The organism is Pedobacter rhizosphaerae (assembly GCF_900111155.1).
Lineage (GTDB): Bacteria > Bacteroidota > Bacteroidia > Sphingobacteriales > Sphingobacteriaceae > Pedobacter > Pedobacter rhizosphaerae.
Map to the genome: position 1 here is coordinate 80,902 of NZ_FOGG01000004.1, position 14,884 is coordinate 95,785.

At 40.4% G+C, this 14,884-nt stretch carries 3 protein-coding genes; 1 reads left to right on the forward strand and 2 read right to left on the reverse strand.

What is annotated here, in order from left to right:
- Positions 1 to 10: 10 nt before the first annotated feature.
- Positions 11 to 1,012: a PorP/SprF family type IX secretion system membrane protein gene (locus BMX11_RS04315; RefSeq protein WP_245738576.1), complete on the reverse strand. Its 1,002-nt coding sequence runs from the start codon at positions 1,010 to 1,012 to the stop codon at positions 11 to 13.
- 41 nt (positions 1,013 to 1,053) lie between these two features.
- Positions 1,054 to 12,027 carry an Ig-like domain-containing protein gene (locus tag BMX11_RS04320; RefSeq protein WP_175474465.1) on the reverse strand — a complete coding sequence of 3,658 codons (10,974 nt, stop codon included), beginning with the start codon at positions 12,025 to 12,027 and terminating at the stop codon, positions 1,054 to 1,056.
- Between the two features lie 242 nt (positions 12,028 to 12,269).
- Here BMX11_RS04320 and BMX11_RS04325 point away from each other — a divergent pair, with 242 nt between their 5' ends.
- Positions 12,270 to 14,852 carry an NACHT domain-containing protein gene (locus BMX11_RS04325; protein WP_090881817.1) on the forward strand — a complete coding sequence of 861 codons (2,583 nt, stop codon included), beginning with the start codon at positions 12,270 to 12,272 and terminating at the stop codon, positions 14,850 to 14,852.
- Positions 14,853 to 14,884 lie beyond the last annotated feature (32 nt).

The window sequence follows — 14,884 nt, forward strand, 5'->3', positions numbered from 1 at the left end:
GAAGTATTGATTATAAACGTGGACAAAAGAAGTTAGGGCCGATTATACCGTTGCGTCCGATTAGAGAGATGGATAATTCTAAACCACCGTTACTATTAGACGCTCTGTTAAATGTGGAGGTATTGACATCATAACTTAACCCAAACACCATGTTTTTAAGCTGTAAGCCCACAAAAGCAATTGCAGCATCTTTTACACGATAGTTACCACCAAAAAGAATATTTGATGATGGGTTAACATTAAGTTGCGCATATGCACCCAGAGAAACCTCATTGGTATTTCCCTGATACATAACCAAAGCATTTGGAACGATATCCAACAGTTCGGAAGCCCTTACACGCGCACCACCATGGGCAGTGATACGTACCGGGATGCGGCTGTTACTTCCTGTAAAACGATCTACAGGGCGGGTTAAATGCGCTGCACTAGCTCCAACAAATATGTTAACGTTCTGATTCGGGTTACCATCAAAATACATTACTCCGGCATTCACGTCTGGTACGAGTGTTGATTGTGAAGAAAGTGTTTCACCACTCATCATCCCGCCGTCGTACCCGCCAATTGGATTAAACTGATTACCAAAACGGGCTTGAGAGAAATCGAAACTGCGATTAATGATACCAGCCTGTAAGCCAAAGTTAATCATTTGCAATCCTTCGAAACCAAACCTTAAACGATATGATCCGGAAACCAATGCAGTGAGGTAATTGAAGCCTAAATCACCTGCTCTTTGGTTCATCACTGTTGCCCCGAATGCAAAGTTCTTTTTAGGTGCCATATCAAATGAAGCGCCTCCCGTTAGGAAGGAATTATTTACTGCGCTCCATTGTTGTTTAAAGTTTACAGAACCGCGGTAATCACCGTCGATCACTCCGGTTAGCGCTGGGTTAAGCCACAGCGGATAAGCGTAGTATTGTGAAAAGTGCGGATCAGTTTGTGCAAATGATTTTGCTGTACAAAGCACCAAACCCAGTACTGTCACATATATTTTTAAAGCCGATAATATTTTCATGGTATCTAATTTTATCTGTTTTTTATTGAACCTCGTCTTCATTATCTAATTAAGGTTATCGTGCCTTTTTTCATTGTACTTGTTCCATCGTTAAATTGAACCTCAACCATGTAAACATATACACCTATTGGCTGATTTACACCTTTAAAGGTTCCATCCCATCCGTTAGCTACATTATCTGATTGGAAAATTAACTGACCCCATTGCGTGTAGATAAACATTCTGGCACTAGTGATGGTATTTCCGTAAATCAGGAACACATCATTTTTACCGTCGTTGTTAGGTGTAAATGCATTTGGAACAAATACCTCATTGCCTAGTGGGTTGCTTGATTTACCTGTAACCGGAGTAGAATTTGCACTGGTTTGGCAATCTAGCTGTCCTTTAGCCCTTACAATGATTGTTACACTCTGATCAGGTTTTAAACCGGTAACAAAATAAGTTGTTCCTGTGGCTCCATTTGTTGGCAATATCCAGGTTAGACCATTATCAGTAGATACCTCATATCCCGAAGCACCTGCAACAGCCGGCCATCCGAAGGTTACGCTGTTTGGTGTGGTTGCCGTTACAGATAATACCGGTCTATCTAATACTGGTAATACCGTTACGGTTACTGGTGTTCTGGTTGGGCTGGCACAGCCACCTACTGCAATACTTTCTACATAGTAAGTTGTGGTAGTATTTAAACCTGGTGTTGTAAATGAAACACCTTCTGCTAATACAGCGCCACTAGAGCTTGCTGCGTACCATCTGTAAATTAAGCCTGCAACCGGATTGTTTACCGTGATGGTAGTAGAACTTCCTGCACACAATATTCCATTTGCTGGAGTGGCACTTGCAGGTGCTACCGGCACTGGTAATGGAATTACATTTACAGGGGTTCTAGCGGTTGAAGTACAAGATCCAGAAGTAGCCTCTACATAATAAGTTGCATTTGCATTAACTGCCGGGGTAAGGAAAGTTGAACCTGTTCCAGCAATTGTTCCACCTACTGAAGAGGTATACCAGTTATAGGTAATTCCTGTTTGAGGATTAGAAACTGATAAGCTTGCGGCACTACCTGTACAAACACTAACAGATGCTGAAGTAACTGTTGGAACTGTTGGTTTAGGATTTACCGTTACGGTAACCTTAACTCTTCCTCCATTGTTATTACATCCAGCTGCTCCTATAGCAACCACATAATAATCTGTTGAAGCATTTAACACTGCCGTGGTATAGCTAGTTCCAGTGTATAACAGGTTACCCCCTACCGCTGCACTGTACCACTCATAGGTTACACCCGTTTGTGGATTGGTTAAGTTTAATACTGTTGCCTCTCCTGAGCAGATGTTTGTACCCGCAGTTGCAACAACCGGATTAAGCGGAAGATCGTTAACTACAATTGTTACTGATTTTGCGGTTGCGGCGGTATTCTCACACTTGTTGCTACCTTTTACGGTTACATAATATGTTCTTGTTCCAGTGAAACCAGGTGCTGTGAATACTGCTCCAGTGAAAACGACATTGGTTAATGCAGCGTCACTGTACCAGGTAAACACCGGACTGGTAACTGTGGTTGTTGATGCGGTTAATACGGCTTGTGTACCTGCGCATATAGAAGTTGAACCCGTTACAGTAACATCGTTTGCTATTGCTACCGGATTAACGGTGATGGTTATTGCTTTGGCATTTGCAGCCGAGCTCTCACATTTATCGCTTCCCTTCACGGTTACATAATACGTAGTAGTAGTGCTTAAGTTAGGGGTTGTAAATGCTGCGCCCACATAAGCTACTGTAGTTAATGAGGCGTCGCTGTACCAGGTAAATACCGGGTTGGTTACGGTTGTTGAGCTGGCATTAATCACTACTGTACCCGAACCACAAACTATTGATGGAGTAGATAAGGTAATATCTGCTGCTGTAGCGCCCTGATTTACAGTTACCGTAACTACCTTAGCAGTAGTACCTGTATTTTCACATCTGTTATCTCCTTTAACGGTTACATAATATTTAGTAGTAGCAGTTAAATTCGGCGTGGTAAACGATGCACCAACGTATGCTACAGTAGTTAAGGCTGCGTCAGTATACCAGGTGAATGTTGGGTTGGTAACTGTTGTGGTAGTAGCTGCTATTACTGTTGTTGATCCTGAGCAGATTGTTACATCATCAGCGTTAATATCAGAAGCAGTAGCTATTGGTTTAACCGTGATGGTTACCGCTTTAGCAGAAGCTGCTGTACTTTCACATCTGTTGCTACCTTTAACTGTTACATAATAAGTTGCATTTGCTGTTAAGTTTGGCGTGGTAAATACTGCACCTGTGAATACAACATTTGTTAATGCAGCATCACTATACCAGGTAAATACCGGGCTGGTTACTGTTGTTGTACTTGCAGTTAACACCGCTGCCGAACCTTCACAAGTTGAAGTAGACCCCGTTACCGAAACATCACTTGCAATAGCAATTGGATTTACTGTAATGGTTACAGCCTTAGCATTTAAAGCAGAATTTTCACATTTATTGCTGCCCTTAACGGTTACATAATATGTTGTAGTAGTTGTTAAGTTAGGCGTTGTAAATGATGGCCCTGTGTAAGCTACAGTTGTTAATGAAGCATCGCTGTACCAGGTAAATACCGGACTGGTTACTGTTGTTGAACTGGCGTTGATTACTACTGTACCCGAACCACAAACTATTGATGGTGTAGATAACGTAATATCCGCTGCTGTTGCAGCTTCATTTACCGTTACCGTTACCACTTTAGCGGTAATACCAGAGTTTTCACATTTATTATCGCCCTTAACTGTTACGTAATATTTAGTAGTAGCCGTTAAGCCTGGCGTTGTAAATGTAGCACCTACATAAGCAACAGTGGTTAATGCTGCATCAGTGTACCAGGTAAATGTTGGATTGGTTACTGTTGTTGTAGTTGCTGTTATTGATGCTGTAGAACCAGAGCAAATAGTGGCATCGTTAGCGGCAATATCAGAAGCTGTAGCTACTGGCTTAACAGTGATGGCTATCACTTTAGCTGTACCAGCAGCATTCTCACATTTGTTATCTCCTTTAACCGTAACATAATAAGTTGTGCTGGTGGTTAAAGCAGGTGTAGCGAAGGTAGCACCGATATGGCTAACATTGGTCAATGCCGCATCGCTGTACCAGGTAAATATTGGATTGTTTACTGAAGGAGATGTTGCACTCAACACTACTGCCGAACCAGCACATGCAGTGTTATCTCCTGTTACAATAATATCAGTTGTTGTAGCTAATGGATTAACGGTTACTGTTACTGCTTTCGCATCAGCAGCCGCATTCTCACATTTGTTTGCTCCTTTTACTGTTACATAATAAGTAGTTGTAGCTGTTAAACCTGTTACGGTGAACGTTGGTCCTACGAAAGCTACGCTGGTTAACGAAGCATCACTGTACCAGGTAAATACTGGCTGAGTTACCGTTAAGCTTGAGGCCATTAATACGGCTGCATTTCCTGCACAGATCTGAGCATTGCTTACGGTTACATCTGCAGCAGTAGCATAGTCATTAACCGTTACAGTGATTACCTTAGCCGCAGTAGCTAAGTTTTCACACTTGTTATCACCTCTTACCGATACATAATAAGTAGTTGTTGCCGCAAGTGTTGGAATGTTAAATGTTGGTCCAACATGAACAACCGTTGCGAAGTTAGCATCACTATACCAGGTAAATACCGGGTTTGTTACTGTGGCTGAAGTAACCGACAATACAGTTCCAGAATTTTTACAGATCGTGGTTAATCCGCTGGCAGCGATATCTGCATCTGTTGCAAAAGGATTAACTGTAATGGTGATAGATTTTGCTGTTGAAGCAGTGTTCTCACATTTGTTATCTCCTCTTACGGTTACATAATAAGTAGTATTAGCGCTAAGTGCCGGAGTGGTAAACTCTGGTCCGGTGAAAACCGGAGTAGTTAATGCAGCATCACTGTACCAAGTGAATACCGGATTAGTTACTGTAGTGGTTGTAGCTGTTAATTTCACAGTAGAACCATTACAAATGGTACTCGTACCCGCCAAATTAATGTCGGCAGCCACGGCAATCGGATTCAGAATAATGGTTACTTCTGCAGCTGCACCAACCGGATTAGCACATTTGTTTGTTCCGCTAACGGTAACATAATATTTAGTAGTGGCAGTTATTGCCGGGGTATTAAATGTTGCACCAGTATTAACCAGGTTGGTTAAAGCGGCATCACTGAACCAGTTAAATACAGGACTGCTTACAGTAGTACTGGTAGCGGTTAATGTAGTTGTACCCGATGCGCAAATTGAAGTGTTACCTGTAATGGTAACATCGGCAGCGGTTGATGATGGATTTACAGTGATAGAAATTTTTGTACGTGTTGCGTTTGAACAGCTATTTCCATTAACTGCTTCTACATAGAAATCGTAAGTTCCAGGTGCCAATGAAGCAGATGTAGTATAGCTGCTGTTGTTGCTCACTAACATATTTCCATTAGTAGCAGCATCGTACCAGTTAAATGTTACTCCGGCAACAGCCTGAACGCTTAAAGTTGCAGGCGTATTGATACAGGTAGTAGCAGGATTTCCTGCTGCTGCAACTGGTGCTGAAGGTGGAGGTAAAATGGTTACCGTTACTTTAGCTGGTTTAGTTTCACAACCATTTGCTGTTGCAGTAACCGAGAATTCATAAGTACCCGCAGCTAAAGTAGCATCTGTAGTATAAGTTGGCCCGTCTGTAGCAGCTCCCAGGTAAGTTCCGGCTAAGTACCATTTATAAACTACTCCTGGAGCTGGATTTTGAACACTTAATGTTGCTGTTGAACCTTGACAAGCACTTGCAGTAGCTGATGCCAGCGTTGGAACCGGGATAGTACGTTGTGCATAATCCAGGTTAACTGAAGTTAATGCACCGAGTAATCCTGAGTTTAGTCTTAACTCAACACCATCAAATTTACTTGTTGGTACAAAAGTTAAGATTGCCGATGCATCACCACTTAATAAAGTAAGTGTGATAAGCGGATTAGAAATTGAAGTAAGGTCATTATTAGGCGCTGTTCCCTGATATGTTCTTACCGTTAAGTTTTGTAAAAGTGCTAATGATAGTAGTTTACCCGGAGTGGTAATTTTAACCCTTAAGGTATCTCCTACATTTGATAAACCTGTAAAACCAACATGGTGATACACAGATGCGCCCAATAATCCAACCGGAATGACCAAACTAGATCCAGTGTTCACATCGTTATCTACCGCTAAAGTAGGATTAAATACACCACCCAATAACACAACGCCATCTACACCGCTTGCTACTGTTGTTGTTGCAGCACCGCAAGGTGTAGCTACTGGCGTTCCGTTAGGAATTACGGTTACTACTACTGATGCTTTTGCAGTTGCAGGACATCCACCAGGAACAGTTGCTTCTACATAATAAGTAGTAGTTGCGCTTAACTGTGGTGTTGTAAAAGTTGTACCAGTAAAAATTGGTAGGGTTGCTGTTTCTGAAGTGTACCAGTTAATAGTTGCGCCAGCTGTACTCGAAGTGGCTGTTAATACAGCTACCGATCCTTCGGTAATGGTAACTGCCGGAGGAGTTACCACTGGAATATCGATCGAACCAATATTGATTTGACCTTCGGTTCTGGTAGAAGAACTACCGCAGCTATTTACTGCCTCTACAAAATAACTGGTGTTTGCAGTAACCGTTGGCGTATTGAAAGTGGCTCCGGTGAACAATATTGTTGTAGAATTTGCTGTAGCATACCAATTATAGTCTGTACCTGCAATAGGATCTTTAACCTGGAAGGTAACCGATGTATTGGCACAAGTATTTACACTTGGAGCAAGTAACACCGGTGTAACAGGAGCTGGATTAGTTGTTACATTTACTACTGTTTTATAGCTTACGCATCCTGAAGGAGAAACCGCAGCTACATAGAATTTAGTATTAGCAGTTAAAGTAGGTGTAATGAAAGTTACGCCATCCTTTCCTGTGATATAAGTTCCTGTTGCATCGTACCATCTATAGGTATAGCCAGCTACAGGACTACTCACCTCTAATTGAGCAGTTTGTCCGGCACAACCCGTAACATTAGCTGCAACCACCGTTGGAGCTACTAATATACGTTGTGCGGCATTGAAGTTTATTGAGGTTAAAGCACCTAATAAACCTGCATTTAATTTCAATTCTACGGCATCAAATGTTGCTGTTGGAACAAAAGTGATTAAAGCTTGCGTATCGCCGCTTAATAATTGAAGATTTAATAAAGTTGTATTGTTTAATGGTCTTGCGTCATTATTGCTTGTTCCTCCATTAAAAGTGGTCAATTCTACATTACCTAACAGGCTTAATGAAAGCAATTTACCTGGAGATGAAACCAATACCTTAACCGTATCGCCCAGTTGTGATGAAGAACCAAAATTTGCTCTCTGGTAAACAGATGCGCCTAATGCACCTACCGGCATAACCAACGATGAAGCCGTTTGCGTATCGTTATCAACTGCTAAAGCGGAGTTAAATACTCCAGATAATAAGGCTACGCCGTTAACTCCATTGGTTTCTGTTAATGCCGATTCGCAAGGAACTGGATTCGGTGATCCATTTCCATCTACGTTTATCGTTACCTGAACCCGGGTAGCAGAAGTACATCCATTAGCATTAACCGCTTCTACGTAATAAGTTGTAGTAGCCAGTAATGGTGGAGTTACGTATGTTGCCCCAGTGTAAACAGGACTTGTGGCGGTATTAGAAGTATACCAGTTAAAAGTAATATTAGATTCTGTTGAGGTTGCTGTTAAAATAGCAGTTTGACCAACATTTACCGTAGTAGCACTTGCGGTTACCACTGGTAATACCGGACGAGGATTAACGGTAACCGCTGCAGCTGCGCGAGTTGCACTGGTACAATTTCCTTGTGAAGCCTCTACATAGAATGTGGTATTGGCATTCAATACCGGAGTTACAAATGTTGTTCCTGTAAACAACAGGTTACCTGCAGTTGCTGCATCATACCATTTATAGGTTACACCTGCATCCGGATTAGAAACCGATAACGTTGAGGTAGATCCCGCACAGCTTGCTGTAATAGTTGCCAATACTGGTGTAGGCAATACCGGAGTAACGGTTACAGTTACCGGAACCCTTGTGGTATTCGCACATGTGCCTTTGCTAACTTCTATATAATAGGTAGTAGTAGCGTTTAATGCTGGCGTTGTATAAGTTGCGCCTGTGGTTAAAGCTGTTCCACCTACTGCTGCACTATACCAGGTTAAAGTGGTACCGCCATTAGCTGTTGCAGTTAATGTTGCTGTACTTCCCGAACAAATGGTTTGGTTACCCGCAGTTAAAGTTGGGTTTGGATAAATGACATTTGCGCCATAAATATCTAAACTGGTAATGGCAGATACTAAGGCTCCGAAACGAATCTCTACCCTGTCATATGCACCACCAGCAAGAACTGTAGCCGCAAAACGGTTTCCAGTTAATAATTGAAGATTTAATAATGATGAATTCAACTGAACTGTTCTAACAACAGTGCTTCCATTCATTACATTAATAGTATAATTACTTAAAGCTGTTAAATCAAGCAATCCAGTTGGTAAAGCTAAATCTAAACGGATACTATCTGTTGCAGCTCCTACTGAAGGGAAAATCAATTGCTGATATCCTGTTGCACCAACTCCAACACCCAATGTAATTCTGGTGAAGTTGGTTACATCAGCATCGGTTGAATTACCTGCACCATTAATGCTACATAATACACAGATACCAGTGATGGCTGTGTTCTGTGCGTTTGCCGCATTACAAGCTGTACCACCACCAGAAGTAATCACTGTAACGGTAACCGGAACGCGACTTGCGCTTACGCAACCGTTACTATTAGTTGTTTGAACATAATAAGTAGTAGTAGCATTTAAGATAGGCGTAGTGAAAGAACTTCCAGTACCTACTTGCGTTCCGTTAGTTGCAGCATCAAACCAGGCAATCGTATTCCCTGCATCAGCAGTAGCGATAAGTGTAGTTGTTTGACCAGCGTTAATAACCTGGTTATTAGTTGTTACTGTAGCTAAAGTTGCAGGAGGATTTACAGAAACAGTTACAGCAGTACGGCTGCTAACAGCAGTACCCGAAACCGCTTCAACATAGAATACTGTTTGAGTAGTTACTGCCGGAGTAACAAAGACCCCTGTATTGTTAGTTACTAAAGGGGTACTTCCTGTAGAAGCATACCAGTTATAAGTTACACCTGCTTGCAAATTGCTAACGCTAAGTGTTGCCGGGCTTCCTGCACAAACCGTAGCTGCTGCTACAGTTGGAGGATTTACCGTTACAGTAATGGTATAATCTGTATTTACTTTATTGCCATTGGCATCGGTTGCAGTTAATGAAACCGTATAAGTACCACCCAAGGTTGGCGTACCTGTAATTTCTCTTGTTGAGGTATTGAAGTTTAACCCTGGAGGCAATCCTGTTGCCAAATAAGTATATGGAGCAGTTCCACCAGTAACAGCAGGCAATGTTTGAGTTGGATATGTAGTACCAACAACCCCATTAGCCAATGTAGCAGATGGTAAAGATAATTCACCAATAACTTTGATTGGATAGTTGTTAGTGGCAGTTTTACCTTGTCCGTCATTAACATTCACCGTTACTACATAATTTCCGGCCTGAGTTGGTGTACCCTTAATTTCTCGTGTTGCAGGATCAAAAGTTAATCCCGGAGGCAAGTTACTTGCAGTATAAGTATATGTTCCAGATCCACCTACAGCAGCAGGAATGGTTTGAGTTGGATACAACACCCCTTCTGTTCCATCAGCTAAAGTTGCAGCTGGTAAAACCAGAGGATCTACTACAGTAATAGAATAATTGGTCGTAACCGTTTTGCCATCACCATCTGTAATGGTAACCGGAACCGTAAAAGTTCCAGCCTGAGTAGGTGTACCTGTAATTTCTCTTGTTGCAGGATCGAAAGTTAAACCCGGAGGCAAACCTGTAGCCGAATAAGTGTAAGGTGTAGAACCTCCTGTGGCCAAAGGAATAATTTGCGTTGGATATACTGTACCCGTTGTTCCGTTAGCCAGCGTTGCCGTTGGAAGAACCAATGGATCTGTTATCTTAACAGTAAAGTTTGAAGTAACGGTATTTCCATTTGCATCTGTTACAGTAACCGGAATGGTATAAGTTCCAGCCTGTGTAGGTGTACCCGAAATTTCTTTGGTACCTGGTGTAAAAGTTAATCCCGGAGGCAGGTTTGTTGCCGTATAAGTGTAAGGGCCAGTACCGCCTGTTGCATCAGGGATAACCTGTGTTGGGTAAAGGGTATTGGTTACACCATTAGGTAAAGTAGCCGGTGTTAATGCCAATGCATTGGTAACGGTTAAATTGAAGGTTGCTGTTGCCGTACAGTTTTTAGCATCTGTGGCAATAACAGAAAAAGTATAGCTATTCGGAACAGTTGGCGTTCCGGTAATTAAACCAGTTGAAGAGATCGCTAAGCCTGTTGGCAAAGTACTTCCTGACGCTAAAGCATAAGTATATGTTGGTGTACCACCTGTAGCAACATTAATTTGCTTGGTGTAAACGGAACCCGCTGTTGCGTTGGTTAATGAACCACCGGCAAAAAGAATTTCCGGGTTAACCACAACACTCACCGGAACCCTTACAGACTCTGAAGTACAGCCTGCTTTTCTTGAAGCTACATAATAAGTTTTATTAGCCAATAACGCAGGAGTAGTAAAGGTTGCGTTGTATGCTACGGCTTGCAAGGCTGTTCCACCATCTGCCACATCGTACCAAAACAGTTCGTTGGCAGCAGCTGTGGTAGCAGTTAAATTAGCGGCTGTATTGTAACAAACATTTACAATGTTACTCGTTGGGGGTACGAATGTAGGAAAGGCCGGGCTTCTGGTTATACCATAAACTTCCACATATTGAGTAACGTTGGCACTAACTAAATTACTTAAGGTTATGGTTACCCGATCAAATGCAACTCCTGGAGCAAATGGCAAAGTCACTATTTGGCCATTGTTCAGTAGTCCCAATAAATCTGCCCCCAATAAACTCGAAACAGAGGTATTATACACAGGTGTTGTACCGTTGTAAGCGGTTACTGATAAATTATTCAGCAAACCTAAATTTAATAAAGCTGCAGAAGTTCTAAAACGGAGATTAATATTATCAGTAGTATTAGATAAATTAGGGAAATAAACGTTCAAACTCTTAGAAGCCGCAACGCCTAAAATACCTGTACTTAAATTGTAGAAATTATTTTTATCAGCGTCGATAATCTTTTCAAAATCAAAGTTCTCTCCACCCGATAGATTTAAGGCATCTAACGATATACCTTGTTCGTCGAAATTCGCATATACATTATTATCACAAGCATCAGTACCATCAAGATGATAAGCATAATAAACCTTAGTTTGGTTAATGGTTGATAATAATAATGATGTGGTTTTGTCGGTAATATAAATCCTATCGTAAGCCTGAGTTGGGGTAATGGCAACTAACGTGAATCCATTTTTGTCTTTTACCAATCTTATATTGGAGGCATTATCAAAGCCTGCAATACTGTTCCCTTTAAGAACAGAAGTACCTGATGAATTTCTTGCATCTATCTCGAACTGGTGATTTCCAATAACCAGCGAGCCTACAACTGTTGAAAGGGTTCCTCCAAGAGTACCCCCTAATAATCCATTCAGTGCAGCGGGATCAAAATCTATCCTTACATAAGTCGTTTTGTTCGCCGGAATATTCGAAGGGAACTTTAAAATGATTCCTCCGGAATACGCACCTAAGCCAAGTGCTGCCCCCCCATATGATTTTAGGGTGGCGAAAGTGGCATCATTTGTGGTTATCGCATTTCCAATGTTTTCTACGTGAGATCCGATTCCTGTAGAATTCTCAACAACATCATTTGCAAAAACTTTAGTTTGTGCATACGATTCGGTTTGAAAGAGCGTTAATAGAATGATGATTGCAATAGATGTATTGCGAAAAATCCCTTGTAAGGAACGAAAGGTAAAATGTTTCATCATATTAGGCGTTAAATAGGGTGTGACTACCATCGTTGTGCAGTGTAGTTTGTTTATTTTTAGATTAGACACTAAACAACAGGAACAAATCTACACCTACACTACTGTTCTACCCTATCCATTGCTATTCATTGTTTGCCCGCTACTTTTCATTCATTTTATTCATACCGTTTATTCTTAACGAATTCATTTCAAACATTGTGAAATTTTGATGACATTAGCAGAGTCATCCATCTATATGTTTAATGAACGCTAATGAACTCCTTATCGAACTCAGGAAGTTCGTACTTATAAAGTCCGGCTTAAGAAATATAGATCCAGGTCATTGTAAGATCATTTCTGAGTATGTATTCCAAGAAACCAAGAACTACGTTAGTGAAACTACCGTAAAACGCTTTTTTGGCTTTGCCAATACATTGCATAAATTTTCATTATTTACACTTAATAGTCTCTCTCAATATATAGGATACACTGATTGGGACTCTTTTTGTAAAGACAGAGAAAATCATACTTCATCTGCCCAAAGTATCTGGCAGGATTTAAGGATGAAAACCCATGCTATAACTGAAGTTTCCTTAATTGCCAAAAAGAATAACTCGGGAATCCCATTCAATTCTACAGCAAACAGAAATTTCTTTTATCCTGATTTTGACTATTTTTTAAAAAACAACTATCAGTTTACTACAATAAGTGCTCAGCCTGGTCATGGTAAATCTATTTTACTGGCCCATATGGTCGAATACTTTTTTTATTCGGAATATGCACCTTATAAAAATGATATTGTATTGCTCATCAATTCTACCAGCATCAATACCATCATCCAAAATGGATTAACCCTGAAGGATTGGTTTGCCAAAGAGTTTAAGTTTGGTAGCCTGAGCGAAATGATCAGCTATTTTAAGAAGCAGCCAGATAAACGTGAAGGAAGATTTATCATTATTGTGGATGGCATAGATGAATATTTAAGTAAACCCAACTACTTCAAAACATTTACCGACCTATTATATAGCGTAGAAGAAAACAATTTCGTTAAAATCGTTTTAGGTTTAAGAACCAATAGCTGGACAAACCTACAGCCGGTTATTTCCAATTCAGCTTTTTTAACCAAGGCCTGGTATACCAGTGTTTTTTACGATTCTGACCTGCTTAGTAATGTTCCGTTGTTAAATAATGAAGAAGTTCTTTCTACACTCAGTTTAATTGAGGGAAAAACGATAGAACAATCGGATATTAACCCCGACCTTTTAAATCAGTTTAAAACTCCTTTTTGGCTACAGGTATATTATAAGCTGAAATATGAGAACAATTTTCTGGAGTTGATTAATCCCCTGCTCCGGTATGAATTGATTAATTACTTTTTAGAGAAACGGGTTTTTCTGGCTAAGAAAAGTACCGAAAAGATATTCCTGCTTAAAAAGATTAGTGAAAGTATTTCAGAAGGGGCCAAAAGCTTAAGGGTAGCTAAGGAAAAAATCCTGAGCTATATTAACTGTTATCCAGATGCTTACGAAGAGCTCATTCACAGTGGAATTCTGATTGAGGAGAAGAGGCTCACCACTTCAATCCCAACAGAGGTTGTTCGTTTTCTGAATAACGACATCTATACGTACTTTATATTTATACAAATTACCGAGAAATTTGATTATAAGCCATCAAGAGAGTTTTTTGCACATATATTATCAAATTTCCCCCAGGAAAAAGTAAATTTCAGAGAACACATTCTCAATTGGGCCATTAGGTTTTGTATCAACAGAAATGAAATTGCCGAACTAAAGAACATTTTTAAGCTCCCATTCACTAACCTGGAAAAAAATAACTCTTTCGATTTTATCTGCTACGTTTCACGCTACGAATTGAGTAAGCCAAATGCCAACTTTAACAAGCAAAACATTGGGAAGGATTTTATAGATATCATGGCCATGGGTAGAACCATGAGCAAGCTCTATAAAGAAACCATCAAGCATATTTCAGATAATGTACTCAATGAGGATATACAGGCTATGCTACATGTAATTGAATGCAACATTGCACTTATTGATGTAGATAAAGTTGGATTAACGAGTACCATGCATCTGCTGAAAAGGAATTACAAGCGCCTAAACGAACTCTTCCCTATTAATCCTTACGATCTACTCCTTTACTTCTATAACAACCTGATTAACAAACCAAATGAAGGAAGATCTTTAGAGGAAAAAATAGTGAAACTTTGCCACCAGATTGACCGGAGTCCTTCCCTTAAAAATGAGGAATTAACTACAGAAGAGATGTTGTGTTACCGAATGGCACTTATTACCCTTTTTGCACAGCGCAACTATGCAGAGTGCCATCGTTTTATCATGGCTATACTGAATAAGTTCCCGAATATCTTTTTTATCCGCTACTCCGTATTCTCTCCATTTTTACTTATTCATTTAGGTCAAACCTACTTAAAGCTCAATTACTTTAAAAAAGCGCAGCGAATAATGCAGTTTTTAGAAAAGATTATCGATAGAGAATACATTTACTACACCAATTTTATTCTGGCCAGCTTTATCGTATTTAAGGCTAATTTCCATAACGCCACGCATCATTATGAACAAGCCATTGTGAATGCCGATCAGGGATTAGAAATTACCGGAAAGCATGATTTCAAAATGTTCGAAATCGCCTTGATGTTAATCAGGATAGATTCTTTAAAACATACCGATTCTTCTGAGCAGGTATCTTCCGTGATCAAAGACCTTTTAAATTTCCTGAATATTCATAAAATCTCTATGCCAGAATATTCCAACTTAAATGGCGGGGAATTTGAAAATACCTTTAAGATATTAAAGTCCTTTAAACGATAAAACTCCTGCCGAAAGGATCAGCAGGAGTTCAT

Coding starts and splice junctions, on each gene's coding strand:
- BMX11_RS04320 (WP_175474465.1), bottom strand. CDS start 12,027: ATGATGAAACATTTTACCTTTCGTTCCTTACAAGGGATTTTTCGCAAT.
- BMX11_RS04325 (WP_090881817.1), top strand. CDS start 12,270: ATGAACGCTAATGAACTCCTTATCGAACTCAGGAAGTTCGTACTTATA.
- BMX11_RS04315 (WP_245738576.1), bottom strand. CDS start 1,012: ATGAAAATATTATCGGCTTTAAAAATATATGTGACAGTACTGGGTTTG.